The sequence below is a fragment of the Microbacterium sp. BDGP8 genome, assembly GCF_029991045.1.
GTDB lineage: Bacteria > Actinomycetota > Actinomycetes > Actinomycetales > Microbacteriaceae > Microbacterium > Microbacterium plantarum.
In genome coordinates this window covers 1,173,847-1,190,239 of the sequence record NZ_CP120712.1, presented here as the reverse complement: position 1 = coordinate 1,190,239, position 16,393 = coordinate 1,173,847, and the positions used below count along the sequence as shown (strand labels likewise).

16 protein-coding genes and 1 pseudogene are annotated in these 16,393 nt (G+C 63.2%); 7 read left to right on the top strand and 10 right to left on the bottom strand.

Annotation, left to right across the window (positions count from 1 at the left end):
• Positions 1 to 27 precede the first annotated feature (27 nt).
• From P6897_RS05720 to P6897_RS05695, 6 genes are all read left to right on the top strand, one after another.
• Positions 28 to 603 carry a hypothetical protein gene (locus tag P6897_RS05720; RefSeq protein WP_282502342.1) on the top strand — a complete coding sequence of 192 codons (576 nt, stop codon included), beginning with the start codon at positions 28 to 30 and terminating at the stop codon, positions 601 to 603.
• Positions 600 to 1,004, top strand: coding sequence for a hypothetical protein (locus tag P6897_RS05715; RefSeq protein ID WP_282502341.1), 405 nt, complete (start codon positions 600 to 602; stop codon positions 1,002 to 1,004). Before P6897_RS05720 ends, P6897_RS05715 begins: the two co-directional genes overlap by 4 nt.
• Positions 1,005 to 1,138: 134 nt before the next feature.
• Positions 1,139 to 2,515, top strand: coding sequence for a hypothetical protein (locus P6897_RS05710; RefSeq protein ID WP_282502340.1), 1,377 nt, complete (start codon positions 1,139 to 1,141; stop codon positions 2,513 to 2,515).
• Between the two features lie 5 nt (positions 2,516 to 2,520).
• Entirely contained in the window at positions 2,521 to 3,156 is a 636-nt protein-coding gene (locus P6897_RS05705) for an ATP-binding cassette domain-containing protein (RefSeq protein WP_282502339.1), read from the top strand.
• A complete protein-coding gene (locus P6897_RS05700; RefSeq protein WP_274177585.1) occupies positions 3,140 to 4,105 on the top strand; it encodes an ATP-binding cassette domain-containing protein in 966 nt (321 codons plus the stop codon). Before P6897_RS05705 ends, P6897_RS05700 begins: the two co-directional genes overlap by 17 nt.
• A gap of 3 nt (positions 4,106 to 4,108) precedes the next feature.
• Positions 4,109 to 4,927, top strand: a complete 819-nt coding sequence (locus P6897_RS05695; protein ID WP_282502337.1) for a hypothetical protein — start codon at positions 4,109 to 4,111, stop codon at positions 4,925 to 4,927.
• A gap of 764 nt (positions 4,928 to 5,691) precedes the next feature.
• Here P6897_RS05695 and P6897_RS05690 read toward each other — a convergent pair.
• From P6897_RS05690 to P6897_RS05650, 9 genes and pseudogenes are all read right to left on the bottom strand, one after another.
• The gene (locus tag P6897_RS05690; RefSeq protein ID WP_282502336.1) at positions 5,692 to 7,335 is read right to left on the bottom strand and encodes an SIR2 family protein; all 1,644 of its coding nucleotides are present in this window, start codon (positions 7,333 to 7,335) and stop codon (positions 5,692 to 5,694) included.
• The gene (locus tag P6897_RS05685) at positions 7,332 to 8,204 is read right to left on the bottom strand and encodes a hypothetical protein (RefSeq protein ID WP_282502335.1); all 873 of its coding nucleotides are present in this window, start codon (positions 8,202 to 8,204) and stop codon (positions 7,332 to 7,334) included. The genes P6897_RS05690 and P6897_RS05685 overlap by 4 nt, the downstream gene beginning before the upstream one ends.
• 167 nt (positions 8,205 to 8,371) lie before the next feature.
• Entirely contained in the window at positions 8,372 to 10,957 is a 2,586-nt protein-coding gene (locus P6897_RS05680) for a hypothetical protein (RefSeq protein ID WP_282502334.1), read from the bottom strand.
• A gap of 80 nt (positions 10,958 to 11,037) precedes the next feature.
• Entirely contained in the window at positions 11,038 to 11,238 is a 201-nt protein-coding gene (locus P6897_RS05675) for a hypothetical protein (RefSeq protein ID WP_282502333.1), read from the bottom strand.
• The gene (locus P6897_RS05670) at positions 11,225 to 12,229 is read right to left on the bottom strand and encodes a site-specific DNA-methyltransferase (protein ID WP_282502332.1); all 1,005 of its coding nucleotides are present in this window, start codon (positions 12,227 to 12,229) and stop codon (positions 11,225 to 11,227) included. Before P6897_RS05670 ends, P6897_RS05675 begins: the two co-directional genes overlap by 14 nt.
• Before the next feature lie 299 nt (positions 12,230 to 12,528).
• Positions 12,529 to 13,212, bottom strand: a complete 684-nt coding sequence (locus tag P6897_RS05665) for a tyrosine-type recombinase/integrase (protein WP_282502560.1) — start codon at positions 13,210 to 13,212, stop codon at positions 12,529 to 12,531.
• A gap of 156 nt (positions 13,213 to 13,368) precedes the next feature.
• Positions 13,369 to 13,500 (bottom strand): annotated as a pseudogene (locus P6897_RS05660) (site-specific integrase); the annotation flags it as partial.
• Between the two features lie 202 nt (positions 13,501 to 13,702).
• A complete protein-coding gene (locus P6897_RS05655; RefSeq protein WP_282502331.1) occupies positions 13,703 to 13,960 on the bottom strand; it encodes a helix-turn-helix domain-containing protein in 258 nt (85 codons plus the stop codon).
• A gap of 144 nt (positions 13,961 to 14,104) precedes the next feature.
• A complete protein-coding gene (locus tag P6897_RS05650; RefSeq protein WP_282502330.1) occupies positions 14,105 to 14,479 on the bottom strand; it encodes a sulfate permease in 375 nt (124 codons plus the stop codon).
• Between the two features lie 202 nt (positions 14,480 to 14,681).
• Here P6897_RS05650 and dprA point away from each other — a divergent pair, with 202 nt between their 5' ends.
• On the top strand, positions 14,682 to 15,683 hold the full coding sequence (dprA, locus tag P6897_RS05645; protein WP_282502329.1) for a DNA-processing protein DprA: 1,002 nt from the start codon (positions 14,682 to 14,684) through the stop codon (positions 15,681 to 15,683).
• A gap of 69 nt (positions 15,684 to 15,752) precedes the next feature.
• Here dprA and P6897_RS05640 read toward each other — a convergent pair whose 3' ends face one another.
• Positions 15,753 to 16,337 carry a hypothetical protein gene (locus P6897_RS05640; protein ID WP_282502328.1) on the bottom strand — a complete coding sequence of 195 codons (585 nt, stop codon included), beginning with the start codon at positions 16,335 to 16,337 and terminating at the stop codon, positions 15,753 to 15,755.
• Positions 16,338 to 16,393 lie beyond the last annotated feature (56 nt).

Below are 16,393 nucleotides of genomic sequence, written 5' to 3'. Positions count from 1 at the left end.
GACCGAGTCCGCCCGGTACGGAGAAAAATGATCAATGCACCATCCGAGTCCATCCTCGACCACGTATCGAGGACCCCGCGACGGCGCCGCGCGCTGCCGTGGGTGCTCGTCAACGTCCTCCTCGCCATAGTTGGCGCCTTCGCCCTCGTCAGACACATCGACGCTCAGCTCGCCTTGCCTGCGACCGAGGTGCCCCAGGGTTTCGAGGGCCTAGCGCGGGTTACCGCGCTCTCGATGCTGATACTGGCCGCCATCGCGACGTACGTCGTGCTACGGCTGGGAGCGGCGATCGTCGGCGGCGGCCTCGCCGGCTTGATCAGGTCCGAGGCGCGGTGGGATGCCCGCGATGCAGCGGTCGCTGCCGTCGATTACGCTTCCGCAGGCTCAACACTGCTCGCCATCATCGCTGCGGTAGCGGCTGTCCCCAAAGCCGCCGCAATCACGGCCATCGCGGTGTTCGGCGTGTCCATCATCTTCGCGGTCGGTTACCGCACGCTTCACGGGCGGCACGTCGCGGTGCGAGTGCAGGTCGTGACGATCGCTTTAGCCGCGGCAGCGACCGGCGCCGTGCTCGCCGCTCAGATCGGAAGGGTTCTCGCATGAGCGCGTGGAAACGTATTCGACCATGGATCGCCCCGGCTGCTGTTGGTGTTCTCTTCGTGGCGTCGGTCGTCGGGTTCTTGCTCCGCGACTCCAACGAGCTCGGCGCACCGGAACGCACCTTCGCCGTGCTTTCTGTTTCGCGTTCGGTGTTGGCCGTCGCGGGCGCGGTCGTAGCAGTGCTGCTGGTGATATTCGTTGCGAAGCCCACATTCGTGCCAGTCGTCGGGGTGCTTCTCTTCGCGATCGCCATGCTTCTCTGCGTCGTTATCGGGGCATTCCTGCGCGGGGAAGCCTGGGGTTGGCTTCCCTACTCGGCCGCCGCCCTGTGCGGGCTCGCGGCCCTCGCGCACCTTGAGGGAGCGTTTGATCGGAAGCAGCTCGGCCGGGAGCGGCACACGTGACAGTTGGTTCTCGATCCATAGTCGCAGCGTCTGCGGACGGAGGCGCGCTCGCGGCTCCGAGGCAAACATCGCTTGTCGGCCGGGCACGGTCGGCGCTGGGCGCGATCGTTGTCGTCGCGCGGTTCGAATTCGCTATGTGGGCGCGAGCAAACGGCGTCACCAACAATGTTCGCGCGGCCAGCACGATCCTTCTCGTGATGGTCGTCAGTTCAGGCGCGATGCTCGTGCTGCTTCTCGTGGCGATCGCTGCCGTCGTCCGCATTCTTTCGGTCGCTATCACTCCCTTCCTGCCGGTGGTCGCCCTTGTCGCCGAGGTACTGATGGCGCTCACCGCCCTCTCTGCTGTGAGCGGCTCAGCTCGCGTGCAGGCACACTTGACGCCCTTCTCCCGGCTCCTGTTCGACGGGCTGCGGGTCGCCCCGCGCGCGAGTCTGTTCGTGCGGGGTCAGCTTCGACCGCTGCTGCGTGTAGCTGCAATCGCCGTGATCGCGCTGACGGTGACGATCAGCGGCCCCGCCGATGTGGCCACGGTCGGTGGCGTTCTGCTCGTCGGCGTCGCAGCCGTGCTTCTCATCGCGGTCGGTGTGTCACGAGCGCCGACGAAGATGCACTCCTTTCCCGTCGCCGTCGCACTTGCCGTCGGCTGCGGGGCAGCGGCGGGCTTTTTCCTCTCGACCCTCAACCCCGTCGCACTACTCGCCCTGGACGTCGAGGAGTTGTTCCGATTCGTGACCGATCAGTTGCGCAGCGCGTCGTCCTTCTCTCCCGCAGCGATCGCTGCGGTCCTGGTAACCGACGCACTGGCGCTTCGATTCGGCCGCGCGACCGGCGTCGAGTCTGCGCTCCGCAGAGTCCACGGCTGGCCCTCGGCTTTCGTAGCGCTCGTGACGCGCTCGGTCGGGCGTGGCTCCATCATCCTCCGTCGCACTCTCCGCCCGCTGTGTCTGTTGAGCTCAGCTGTGCTGGCAGCGGGCCTCGCCGGCACTGGCGCTCTGGCGGGCGTAGCACCGGGAACGACGGCGATCGCACTGCTTCCTTTGGTGGTCGCCAGTATTGTCTCGGCGACCGCATCGACGTTCCTCACGCCGCTGCATGTCTTGCCCCTCTTCGCGTTGGCCGCCCGATCAGCGCCACGGTCTATTCCGGTCGCGGTCGCGGTCTACGGGGTGACTCTGACCGTCGTGGTCGCCGCTCCAACCCTGGTCCTGGGTGCCGGGGTCTCGCTGTTGCGCTTCGATCCGACTCCGCTGCTGGTTGCTGTTGTGACCTCGTTCGGGGCTGTAGCAGGCCTCATTCTGTGCCCATTCGCCGATTCCGGGGTCCAACGATTGCCGGACGGCACCATCGAACTCAGTATCCATGGCCACCTCGTTTCGGGTGCGCCTCCGCTTCTGGGCGCGCTCGCCGTGACATTCTCGCCGCTCGCCGTTGCCCCCGCGGTATTGCTGGCGTCGGTCGGGGCCGCGGCTGTCGCCCTCGTGTTCCTCCGTCGAAAGGTGCACGTCCTGTGAATGAAATGAGCGCAGTCGTCGCGTTCGAGAACGCCACGCTCGCATATCGCGGTGAGCCACCCGTACTCACCGACGTCACACTCACTATCGGACCAGGTTTGACTCTGATCACGGGGGCGAACGGCAGCGGAAAGTCGACGCTGCTCGAGACCGCAGCCTCGAATCTGCCCCTGCGCTCGGGAACATGCTCGATACGCGGCGTCTCGGTAGGCGACACCACAGCGCGACGCATGAGGGCATACGCTCCGCATGAGATCGGCCTCATTCCGGCGCTGACCCTGCGCGAGCACCTCATTCTTTGCGGGCGAAGTTCGGACGACGAAATCGACGCTGCGCTCCAACGATGGGGTTTGATCGACTACGGTGACTTGCCAAGCTCGGAGTTGTCGACCGGGAACCGGCGCAAGAGCTGGCTCCTCATGTGCACCGACGACGTCGAATCCTCCTGTGTGCTGTTGGATGAGCCCTTCAACGCGCTCGATGAGGACGCCGTGGAGGCGTTGATCGACACCATTTCGACATGGCTCACGCAAGGCCGAGCGGTGATCGTCGTCGCCCATGCGTTGCCAGCTCGCCTGCGCCAGCTGGCAACCCGACTCGTCGCGATCGAGAAGGGCGAGGTTCATGTCGCGGACGCTTGACTCCGGCGCTGCGCCGCGCCTCATCGTGTCCGGCGTCTCGAAAACACTCGGTGGGCGTCGGGTGCTCAACGACGTTTCCTTGCGCGTCACGCCCGGGACCGTGACGTCTCTCGTAGGCCCGAATGGGGCCGGCAAGTCCACGCTTCTCCGAGTAGTGCTCGGATTGGAACGCGCGGACGCAGGCGCGGTCAGCATCGACGGGGTGTCGTACACGCACCTGCAATCGCCGATGCGTTCGGTGGGCGCGTCGCTTGATGCTGGTTGGTTGCACCCCCGCCGGCGAGCATGCGATGAGCTACTCGTCGCCGCCCGGTCGCATCGGATCGACAAGGCCCGAGTGACAGAGGTGCTGATGGAGGTCGGGCTGACGGAAGCTGCGCGCCGCCGGGTCGGAACCTTATCGTTCGGCATGCGGCAGCGGCTATCGCTCGCGCGCGCCCTTCTCGGGCAGCCGAGCCTTCTGATACTGGACGAGCCACTCAATGGCTTGGACGTTGACGGCATCCGGTGGATGCGGTCGTTGGTACGAGGCGTAGCCGACAAAGGCGGAGCAGTGCTCATGTCGTCCCACGTGCTCAGCGAGGTCGCAGCGGTGAGCGACAACGTCGAAGTGATGTCGGCAGGACAGATTGTGACGACCCGCCCTCCGGCGAGGACGTCCGGAAGCTCGACGTCTGAGGCTGCCGGATGGACCGTCACCGCTCTCACGGATGCCGCCGCGGATCTCGCCGCCCTGCTGCGCCGCCAAGGCCACGTCGTCAGCGTCGACGGACGTCGCGTCGTCGTGCATGACGCGCGCGTCGCCGCCGTTGCCCGCGTGGCCTTCGTCGAGCGTCTTTTCGTTGAGTCGATCGGGGAGACACGTGGGGACCTCGAGGCCGAGTACACGCTCGCGATGGCGCGTGCGAACCAGGAGAACCTCGCGCCGTCTGCATTTCACCAAGGCTGAGACATGAACACCGAACCCGTGACCCAGACAGGGCTCCGCGCTCAGCGGCGTTTTCTTCGACCAGGCTGGCGCGACGTCGTCGCATTCGAAATCACCCGCTACTGCACCGTCCCCGCACCCTGGCTGATGATGGCGTCGGTGGTCCTGGTAGGAGCAGGATCGGCGGCACTTGCCGTGCTGCTGGCTCAAGCATTGGCCGACACGACACACGGCGGCCTGCAAGCCGACGCTACGAGTCTCCTTCGGGCGGCTCCGACCTCAGGCGCAACCACGATGTTCCTGGTAGCCGGCGTGTTGGGCGTTTATGCCTCCTCGGGCGACCGAACCACCGGGGGTAGTCGCTTGAGCAACCTCGCAGTGCCGTCAGCACGACGCCTTCTCGCGGCGCGCCTCTGTGCCGTCGGAGCTGTTTCCTCCGGCGTGGCGCTGGCGACTTTCCTCGTCTGCGTCATCGTGGTCGGAGGCTTGGCAGCGCTACTCGAGCAACGCCCGCCGAGCTTCTCGGTGGAGATCGCGCGAGGAGCGCACCTGGCGCTAGGAGCGGTTGCTGTTGCTTGGATTGGCACCGCCATCGGCGTCTTGCTTCCGTCCGGCCCTCTCGCCTACGGGTTGTTCTTGGCTATCGGCTGGCTCGTCCCGACAGCGCTGCGTGCGGTCAGGGCACCTGCCACGATCATCGATCTCCTGCCCGTAGACCAGGCCGCCGCGCTGGCCGGCGCGGCCGGTCCAAACGCCCCGATCACCTACATCATCCCGTTTACGTGGGCCGCTCTGCTGTGCGGTCTCGCCTGGCTGATGGCGCCGGTCACGACGCGTCGTTAGCCCAGAGCTTCCGCAGGCACCAGCCCCTTCGTGGCAACGCGAAGAATAGGGCGACGCGGCAGGTTGAAGCTGCCCCCCCGGCTCAAGCCTGGGCTCACGCCCGGCGGCCTCCGCTCCGCGACCTGATCCTCAAGGCTGATGAGGGAGCCCTGCATCCGGATGCCGACCTCGCCGCAGCAGGGCTCATTGCGAGCCCCCGACACGACAGCGGCAATGAGCTCGCGGCTCGGATAACGCTCCGTGGGCCTGCCGCGAATGCAGCAGAGGCGCCGAAGTCCTGAGCAACCTGCGACCTGAATGAGAAGCCACTGCCAGAGACCGCGAAGCCCCGACAAGCATCTCGCTCGCCGGGGCTTCGAACCGTCGGGATGACAGGATTTGAACCTGCGACCCCTTGACCCCCAGGCGTCCAGATGGCTCCCGCGAGACCGATTTCCGCGTGATTCCGGACACCAGATCATGCAGAGCGCGTCACGACATGCATGGTTCCCATGATTCTGGTCCCCTTCTGGTCCCCCTCCTGGATGGTGACAACAACGCCGAAAGACCGCCGTTCGCCGCGCCGACCGTCAGAACGCTGCCGCGTCCTGTCCCGCCCCTTGTCCGAGGTGAGGAGTGTTGATCCCACTACTAGCTGAGTTCCACCAAGCCTCACTACGGACACCCCGAGCCCGAGCGAGGCATGATATTCGTACCTTGCTTCGATGCTGAGCGAGGAGTGAAAGCCGAGCAAATTCGAGGCGCTCGACGTACCACGACCTCCGCTATGACCAGTTGCTTGTGACCTCGCTTGCCAAGATATCGAAGAAGTTCTTAGCTGTCAGCGTGATAAGGCGCTTCATCGGCGTATACCGCCGACCAGCTCTTTCCCACGTGAGCATTCGGTGTTGTTCAATAAACGAGCCGACCGAAGGATCGAGAAAAGGGGAAACCCAGTACTCGTTATAGCTTGTGAACCTGGGCGACCTCCAAGTGGTGGAAAGGTCTCTGTCACGCATGCTGTATCCGACGTACCACCATGACCGCACGGGCTGAGGTTCCAGTTCTTCCATCAGTCGTAACAGCGCCGCGTCACGCGCCGCCGAAAGACCGGCTTGAGTTTCGTCGATGTTGGCAACGATCGTATCGGGCAACTCGATGTCTCCATGCAGTTTCAGGAGTGGAATCGCACCGCCCTTGGATTTGTACTCGGTGAGGTACTCACCGAACTCGGACATATCCTCTTCCGAAACGAAGCGTCTGAGCCGGTCTTCACCAGCACGAGCTTCAATGACCCGGTCGAAGTTCACGGTCACCAACACCAGTCTTTGCTGGCAAGCGACAAGGCGTGTGAGTGGGTCGTTGCTCAGTTCTCCTGCCTCTCGACTTGCTCTGATCCCGGCTACGACTTCCGTGTGACGTCGAGCAAAGTCGCGCAGAGTGGTCGAGAAGTTCTGATTTTGTTGCCGCTGTTCGTGAGCAATGACGCGCTCTAGAGTCAACGTCCGAACAAACTCGTCGACGCCCGCCGCGATCTCTCCGTCCGAGAGATCATCGGTCGAGGCAAGATTGCGCCACCATTCGCGAGCAGCCTGGTCGAATGTGCCTCTGTCCACAGGCCTGCTGAGTAGTCGACTAAGCGATTGGTTGCGGAGCGAATCGCCTGTCGGCAGGCCGTCGGCAACACTCGCCCCAGCGCCGAGGAAGAGGACAAGAAGCGGTTGTTGTTCACGCGAGTATTGGCGTAGATCGAGTATCGGTTGGACTGAGCGACTCCATGAGTGTCGCGTTTGGAGTCCACCGCCGTCGAGGATACGTGCGCGCAAGCTGGGAAATCCATCGCAATGGATATCAAAGTCGATTGTGCCATCACAAGCTACGACCGCGACCGTCGCTGAGGCGGCGAGATTGAGCAGGCTTGGGAGACGCATCATGATGTCCCAGACTTCTTTCGCCCGAGATTCGTCGAGAGAGTCTTCCGCATAGACGACTGCCACGAGGTCCGTCGACCTCAGATCATCCGAACACAGGGCAGTGACTACTTCTCGGAATGCCCGTTGTGCGGCGTTGACGCTCTCATAGTCTTGAGCCCCGACAACTTGAGCAGACCCGCCAACGATTTCCAGCCTGAGGTCTGCATGCGCCTCTTCGCGGTTGAAGCTGCTCAACAGCTCACCGATCGCGTCGAGAAGAAGGGGCGCTTCTTGTTCGAGGTCTCCACACACCGCTCCGCGACCATACTTGGCCGCGTCCACCAAGACGCCTTCTTCCGCCTCGAGCATCTCACGAATGAGCGGTATCCAGCGATCTCGCTCGGGTAGCGCCGTTGCCATGATGACAGCTGCTTCACCCCGCTTATCCGGATGATCGTGATGCGCACCAAGGACCTGGCGCATCCAGTCCAGAACATCCTCTGTGGCGACACTCACGCGAAGGCGCCTTCCTCAGACAGGCCGCCGCTTGCGGCAACGATGTCGTCTCGGAGCCGCCGCGTATTCGAAGGTCGCTCGTGTGCCATACCGAGCCCGCTCAGCACCGGACGGACTCGTTCATATTCACCAAGCGCTGCATCAACAGCACGTGGTAGACGGCGTCGGATGCGATCAGGGCGGTCGCTGAGCGCGTCGATCAAACGTTGACGTGCGGCGTCTTCGTAGTCGGGGTCGATCCACACACCGTCGGAGGCACGATGCAGACCGGCGCCCAGCCGTCTAGCAATCTCGCCCATCGCCCAGCCTCGGTACAAATCAACGCCCCGCGAACTCGCCTTCTCGGTGCCAGCTAGCTCGCGCGCGAACGCTATCGCCGGCGCTGCGATCGCCCTCGTCATCTCTGCTGACGCGTTCGGGTCGTCTGGTGGCGGGAGGCGGCGCTGCGGTGATGTGTTCCTGTTCAAGAGGAGAACGAGAAGCAGCCCGGCCGCGGTCGGTCGTAGCGTCGCTGTTTCGGCACTCAAGAGACCAGTGACACCAGTGATGCGCTGAAGGTTCCAGTCGCGGTAGACGTCGTGGACAAGAACAAGGGCTGTTCTAATCGTTCCCTGCGAAATATAGATATTTGTCTGGTCCGGAAAGCTGTCGAGGTTGCCGTCAACGCTCGCCTCGATCGCCCACATCACCGCGCGGCCCTCAGGTGTCACGAGCCACCGCTCGGAGTCGATCGCCAAGAGCAACTCATCCGGAATTCCCTCCCCCGAAACTCCCAAGGGCTCGATAGAACTGAGGATGTCTCGAAGCCGCTTGCCGCTTGCGATCGGGTCAAACCAGAACTTCATCAGCCGCAAGTCTTCCGCCAGCACTCTTTCAGGGTCGCCTACGGAATTCCGCTCAGACGCCTTTCGCAGCCCATCCGGAAGTGACGCGATCTGGGCACTCCAGATTCGCTTCAAGTCATGCAGAAGTTGTCTCGCTTGAGGCGCAGTAAGTGTGGAAGTCGCGCCGAAAAGGTTCGAACTCGACGATGCCATCAGCCGACCCTCTCGGGTTCGGCAGAGGTAACAACATAGCCCTCCGCGTGGAAGACTCCGTCTAGTTCTTCTCTCAATGTGAGCGGTTCGTCAGATGAGGATGTGGGCAGCATGACCACGACCTGGTCGGCAATGTCCCCGAGGACATCATCTTGCACATAGCGCATAAGCTCACTGAAACGATCACGGGCGACGAATGCGCCAAACTCGTCGAGGAAAACGACGACGTACTGGGAAGTCGACTTTAGGTCTCTCAACGTTTCGAGTTTCGCGCGAGTGTAGGCGAATACCTGTTCCCCTGATGAAAATGCTTCGAGAGGGCGGCGTCGACGCTTCCCGTCTAGCGTCCGCCACTGAACTGCAAGTCCTTCGAGGTCAAAATGGACTGTCTCAGCATTGTTGAATAACTGCTCGCGCAACGCGGTTGAGGAGAGAATCCGGCCGATCTCAACTTCAGTCCAGGACCGCAACACCACACTGGCGGGCCCACTCATGCTGTTCGCCGTGAATCGATCCGGCTCTGCGTCGGCAAGCCGTCGCGCCAACCGGCGTGTTTCGTTATCTAGATAGGCAGTAGTCGATGCCCAAGCGTCTCTAACGGTCGCAGCGGAATCTTCAATCTGCTCCGCGAACTTTGCCAAATCCTGGAGCACTGTAGCGACTTTCATCTCGGCTGCCGCGACATCCACACTGTCTCCGCCATGAAGAAAACCTTGCTCTGACAAGACCACTGCTGACGCGGAAATCCCGGCTCTCGCAAGCGCTCTTTCTATTGCCGGGCGAAGGGATTCCCATTCGTTCTCAATAAGCAGCGACCGCACCGCCGACGCGATCGATAGTCGCATATGGACGAGCGCGGCAGAAGCGCCCGTTCTATGCTCGGTCGCAACGGCTAGTGTGGCAGACAGCTCCTGGACTCTCTGCGCCGCGGCCGTTTCCTCTGCTTCCACGGAAGCTCGAAGATTGTCAGTGTCCGTACCCGACGCCATTGAGGCGTCGAAGTGCATGTTCACCCCGGTAATCTCCTGCAGCTGGGCGAGGCGCGCCAGACGCTCGCCCTTCCAAGTATTCACCTCTTCCTGCACAGCGTCGGGGGTCCGTAGCAGGAGTTGCACAGCCGACGACAATTCGCCCTCAGCCGCGCTCAGTTCCGACTCATCCTGCTCTTCAGAACTCTCATCAATCGTTGTGGTTGACGGCTCGAGCTCCGGCACGGGCGCACCGATCAGGGCGTAGAGCCTAGACAACGTCGCGACGGCTTCGGCGCTGCCCGCGACCATGAGGTCACGTTGCTCCGAAAGAGAGAGCTGCGTAGCTTCTCGCTCTTCTCGCTCTGCGTCGGACAAGCCCATCAACGAAATCAACGTCTCTTGAGCGACGTTGACGTTTCGAGCCTTGCGATCGGTTATCTCAATGAGATTCGGCACTTGAGCGAGCACGGAAACACGGTCCCGTAGATCGTCGATCTTTCTCGACAACTGAACCGCTTCACCTGGTCGTGGAACACCGTCGAGATGAGCGCGGCGCTGCCGAACTCCGACCAGTAGCTGGCTCGCGGTAACAGGCCTATCAAGATCGGCGATCGTCTCGGCCAGCGCCGGCTCGGGCAGCTCATCAAGCATCCCCTCGATGTTGGTGGCTGCCGACCTGATCGTTCCGGCCATATCAGCCGTTCGCAGTTCAGCTTCGGCTTCTCTGAGGGCGTTATTGGTTTCCGTTCGCAGCTTTCGGACATCCGCCAATATGGGGCGCGTATCTATTCCGAGGTAGCCGAGTACACGACGTTCTTGCAGTCGCGCACGCGTGAGCGCCGTTTCTCTCAGATCGAGTAGCCGCGTCCACTTGGCTATGTCCTTACGTCGGCTGTCGTCGATGGCCGCCGCCGCGCCCGCCTGCGCTAGACGTTGCTCTAGCTGCTTGATCTGTTCGGAGGCATTGTGATGCTTGTCCAGACCTGCTGCGTATGCAGCCATCAGCGCCGGGTAGCTGTGCGCAAACTGGCTAAGACTCCGCAAGATAGTGCGGGCTTCAGACCACGCATCAGCAAGTTCTTCAGCCTTTGACAGATCCTCCCGTGTCTTCTCGTACTCGTCCTCAGCTTGCCGGGCATTTCTCCGGGCGGTATCCAAGAGTTCTGGACCGATTCCGCCACAAAGCACTCGAAGCGTATCGAGTCGGTGCGACCAAGACTCGACTAAGTCACCGATGCGTCGTCGCCCAGCATCAGCCTCCAGTGCGCGCTCTCGCACTGTGCGGCCGAGCGTCTCCGCAAGCCCTTCGTCACCGGCGATTCTTTGGACTTGGATAAGCTGACGAAGGCGTATCCAGTCAATTGGCTCACCGGCAAGGCGTGCGTCCCCTGGCTCGGCCGCACACTCGGCCTCCGATCTACCCCGCCATTTCTTGCTGTCGATGTCGATAATCAAAGGACCTTCTGGATGTCCTTCGATCGTGATCTTCACAACGCCGAGAAGCTCGACGAGACTCTCCCAGGCGCGAGGAAGGGCCGCGAACGGGCGCCCGCCGGAAACTAACTCGAGGAGCCGAGCAGCAAGTGTCTTCCCTATGCCGTTCTTGCCTTCCACCCTCGCGAGCCGGATATCCGGGATCTCGGGGATGATACGGATTCCCCGAGAGTCAGCGTCCGCAGCTTCGAACAAGAATCTCATCGCGCCGCGCCGTCATCATCGAGAATTGCGGCGAGAATCGCGTCAACGTCCGGAGTCTGGGACGCATGAAGAGCCTGCTGCACGTGCGTGCGGACGATCTGCGGCGGAGTGTCCTCTTGCTCGTCCGAGCTCGAGAACTCCGCGCTAAGCACCGCTTCTACGAGTTGAGCGAGGCGCGAAGAGTCATTGCCGTTCATCGGCGCTGTCCCTCCCTTCGACCGTTGTCGTGTCATCAGTTTGAGGGTGCCGCGCGAGTAGGTTTTCCCGCATCTTGCGGACGTTCCTGCGTGAGGCGGCCGCGTAGTACGGCGAGAGTTCAATCCCGTGCGCACGACGACCGAGCTCGATAGCGGACTCAAGCGCCCGACCGGTCCCGCAGAACGGATCAACAACCAAGCCCCCTGGCGGGCAGGAGCTAGCGATCCGAGGCTTTACAAGCGCGCGTGGAAATGTAGCAGAGTGCCCGTCCGAACCGCGCTCCGCAGCCACTCGCACTACATCCGTAGATGCTTCTTCCGTCTGCGATAAATCGTAGTAGTACGAAGCACGCCCTGATGATGGCTTGAGAACGAAATGGAAGAAGTGCTCGTGAGACAAACGAAGTCGATCCGTCTCGGGCCTTGGCGGGACCGAAGTCTTCGCCCAGATGACGTCGTTTCGTAGTATCCAGCCCGCGTCCTGCATCGCGATCGCAAAGCGCGCGGGCACCATCAATAGCTGCTTGTCCTTCAAGTAACCCACAGCAGGAGTGCGCCGTCTCGTCCGTGGGCTGTCACCGAGGCCCTGCCTGCCGTCCGCCCGCACGCTTGACCATCGCGCGAAGTAAGTGTCGCCAAGGTTCACCCAGACGCTTGCTCCTGCCTTGAGCGACGGGCGAATGATCTCGAATATCTCGACAAGATGGCCGATAAACCACTCTGGATAGGGTTCAAGCCCGAGCACACCACCGTTACTGCGATACCAGTCGTAGCCTGGAGCGTGCTTCGCGAGTTCCGCCTTCGTGAGATGCGGATGCGCAGCGAGCCACTTGTCCAGGATGCTCTCGTCATGCGCGTGGCCGTAGGAGCGGAGACCCCAGTAGGGCGGGCTTGTGACGACGCAGTCCACGCTCTCAGGTGCAATCTGACCAGCGAGATCGAACGCATCACCGACCGAGACGAGGGGCAATTTCTGGGCCGACTCTGCCATGGGCACACTTGCGTCAGCCGAACCAAACTCAGTTGATAACGCTCGCAGCGGCACAGTAGACTCCTCGACCTGATGCTCTCCTGGGCTGCCAACGTATCGTCGGCCACGACGTCTGGAGAACCACCGCCTACGATACCGTGGCGCATCGTCGTCTCTGCCGGCACCACTCCGACGGGACATAGAGCTCAAGCTCGTCGCGTGACACGCAACCGTGCGTCGCGGGATGGTGCTGGATCGCGCGCAAAGCCGGCCGCCCACTACCCTGCGTCTCCCGAATGGTAGGCGGTCCGTCGCTCGGGTCATCCAGCCTTACCGAAGGCGCGCTCAAGGTGCTCAGCGGTGACGGGGTTCACGGTCTCGTTGCGCTGGATGTAGTGCTGCATCGTGATCCTCGGGTCGGTGTGCCCGAGGAGTTCGGAGGCGAGGAGTGCGCCTTGGGCGTCGTTGACGACGGTCGCGACGGTGCGGCGGAAGCGGTGTGGGGTGACGTTCTCGATCCCGGCTGCGTCCATCACGTCGCGCAGGAGCCGGCGGACGTTGTTCGTCGTGTGGGGCGTACCCACACGCGTGCTGAACAGGAGCGTGGCCGGTTCGGTGTCGCCGCTACGCAACAGGCGCGAGCGGATCGCCTGCAGCGCGAACGACGGCAGCGCGACGCGGCGAACCGAGCGATCCGTCTTCGGATGATCCTGCCGGTGCGTCGGCTCGCCCTTGCGACTGATAATCGTCCCGGCAATCCGCGCTGTCGGGATCGGGCCGTCCATGTCGAGATCCTGGAGGCGGATGGCGAGGACTTCGCCGATACGCGCAGAGGTGCCGAGCATGACTTCGACGATCTGCCCGAGCTGCCTATCCGGCCTCGGTCCCGCCAGTATCCGCCGGGACTCCCAAGCCTTGATCGCAGCGCGGATGTCCTGCACTTCGCCGATGGTAAACGCCTCGGGGATGGTCCTCTTCCGATGCAGCCGAGAGACGTGATCCATCGGGTTGCGAGGAAGGATCTCGTGACGGACCGCGAGCGCGAGGGCGAGGCGGAGAACGACGCGAGCGTGCTTGGCCCGACTGTAGCTGCGCTTAGCGAGTCGTTTGAGGAAGTAGTCGCAGCGGGCGACCCCGATCTCCCGGAGGGTGAGGTCTTTGAATGCAGGGAGGACGAGGGCGCGCATGTCACGCTCGTAGAGATTCCTCGTCGTTCGGGAGAGGCGGTCTTCTATCTCCAGGTCTTCCAGCCAGTACGCGACGAGCTCCGGGAACGAGCTGTCGGCGCTCATCCCGTTGAATCCGGGCTGGTAGAGGGAGCGTTCGACGAGCTTCTGCTTCAGCTTGCGCTCCGCGGCAGCGCGTGAAGCGCCGGTGGCTTGCACGAGCCGGTTGGTGCCATCCCAGTCCCGGTATCGGGCGCGGGCCACATGGTTGCCGTTCGGCTGGGCTCGGGTGGCGATGATCCCGAAGGTGCCGATGGGTGTGCGGGGCCTACCCACGCGCGCCCTCCCCCGCTCCGGGAAAGGTGGCCGCACCGGTAGGGGCGGCGGGCTCGCGCATGGTGTCCATCCAGGCGCGGATGTCGGTGATGCCGAACATGATGCGCTTGCCGAAGCGGTAGGCGCGGGGGCCTTTGCCGTTGGTGCGCCAGTCGTAGATGGTGGAGACGGGCACGCCGAGGTAGTCGGCGAGTTCGTCGATGTTCAGGAGCGGTTCCAGGCCGTGCGGGCTGGACTGGTGTTGATTCATCCTTCCAGTCTCGAAGGACAGATGACCGGGTCTGTTCTCCCGCCCTGCTCCCCCGTCGAGTTGCCCGCCGCCCGGCACGCGAATCAGCGCCTGCAGTTGCGGCGTCGCTGTTCGAACGGTGCGGGCGAGGTCCCGATGCAGTTCCTACGGCATGCGCGCCGTTGTCGGTTCTGCAGGCTCAATCGGCCGACGTGTACGGCGGTCGCGGCCTCGGGTTGCCGACTCCTCAAGGCGAGCGCGGACGAGGAGGACAACGCTGATCGGGCCCATGATGAGGAACTTGAGCGCGCTCCAGCAGAACAGGAGCACGAGGAGGTTCAGCCAGCCGGGACCGCCGTCCTCGATCAGGGTGAGGCAGTAGTTCGCGGCGAGGAAGTACGGCGCGGCGAGGAGCATCGCGGGGGTGCCCCATTTCAGGCCGCGGCGGGTGCGGATCGCGTCGAGCGCGATGTTGGTGGGCATGTAGCGCCGCAGGTAGTAGCGGGCGTGGGCGCTGAGCGCCCAGAGCAGCCGGATCATGGCGTTTCCTCTCGTGGCACGGTCAGGTGTCGAGACAGTGCGTAGAGAGTGGCCCGGGGGCCTGTCCGTAGTGGGACGCCATATCAAGGAGGAATCTGCCTCGCTCCCAGGGTACGACTCCCCGGAGACATCCGTAAGAGGTGCGCCCGCTCGTTCGGGTGGCGCTCGCGCACCTGTCTGGCACACACGGACGGGAGCCGGCATGGCCACAATCACTTCTCTCTCCAAGGATGAGCGCGCCGCGCGGGTGGCTCTGGCTGCAACCTTGGAGCCCGATGACGCGGTGACCGGCCGTCTCATCACCGCGGTCGGCACCGTGGAGACTGTGCGCCTGGCAGCTGGTACCGGTGCGTTCCCGAAGAAGGTGGATGCGATCGAGGCGGGGCTGTGGCGCAACAAGGTTGCCCCACGAATGGATGCCCGCACGGTCACGCAGGCGCTGTCGGAGAGCGACCGTCTCGGGCTGCGCATCCTCATCCCTGGAGACGATGATTGGCCAGCCGCGCTCAACGACTTGGGCGAGCGTACCCCGACTGCCCTGTGGGTGCGCGGCGCAACATCGTTCCTCACTGCTCCGCTGAGTGATCGCGTGACGGTCACCGGAGCCCGCGCCGCCACAAGCTACGGCGAGCACGTCACGGGCGAGCTCGCCTCCGATCTGACGCATGCCGAGCGGATCATCGTGGCCGGCGGCGCCTACGGTATCGACGCCGCCGCACACCGAGCCGCGCTCGCCTCCGGTGGGCAGACTGTCGCCGTGATGGTCGGCGGCTTGGATCGGCTCTACCCGTCCGGTAACCGTGAGCTGCTGGAACGAGTCGGAGACCTAGGGCTTCTCGCCAGCGAGATGCCGCCCGGCGCGACACCGACCAAGTGGCGCTTCCTCGCCCGCAATCGCATCCTCGGCGCCCTCTCCGGTGCGACCGTCGTCGTGGAAGCCGGCTACCGCTCCGGCTCCCTCAACCTCGCCGCCCGCGCCGCGCAGCTCGGGCGACCCGTGGGCGCAGTCCCCGGTCCGGTCACCAGCGTGTCCAGTGCCGGCACGCACCGGCTCCTGCGCGAAGGCATCGCGTCCCTCGTGACCCGGGTTCAAGATGTGACAGCGCTCCTCGACCGGTCGACTGGGACGAGCCGAAGCACCATCGAACGCGGAGTTGGGCTCGGCCGTCCGGCACGACAGGAGGCGTCGGTTCGCTCCTTCTGAATGCTCTCCTGTGAGCAAGTCGCACCAGGCGCGATACCCGTTCTTGCGTCCTACGTCCAGTGCTTTCGCTCAGTAGTGGTCTCCAGCGAGCTCGTTGAGTGTCGGGCCTGCCGAGTACAGCCCGTCAACGTAGTCCGTGATGACGGTGAGATTGTCGTACTGCTGGTCGAGCAGCGCGGCGAGGTCGGGGAAGTCAGCGTGCTCCTGGGTGTTGGGTAACTGACCCGCATACCGAAACGCGGTGCCGCTCTTGTCTGCCTCATGAAGCATAGCGATGAGCTTCTCCACCTCCGGCGGGAACGATTCATCCAGATCGAGCGCGTCGTAGTGCTTCTTGGCCTCGTTGAGGAGCTTATGGAGGTTGTGCCCCAGCTCTTTGAACCGCTCGTCTGATCTCGCTTGCTCGAGCTCTGACGTTCTTCCTTCGACGTAGGTCATGCGGGTGCTCACCAAGAACTGGATGAGGTTCTTTAGCTCAAGCTCGAACGCCTGTCTGTAGAGAGTGAGGAACGGGAGCAGGATGAGGTCGTCAATGGTGTCCCCTGTGAAAGTTTCGGCGAGGCGTTTCGCCGCGAAGCGGTAGGACAGCGCGTAGTCGCGATTCGTTTGATACGGATAGCGGACAATCAGTCGGCTGTACACCTTGTTCGGCACCGTTTCGAGTAAACGCAGCGGCTTGGAGCGTGTAGACGACATGTTTCATTGTGGCA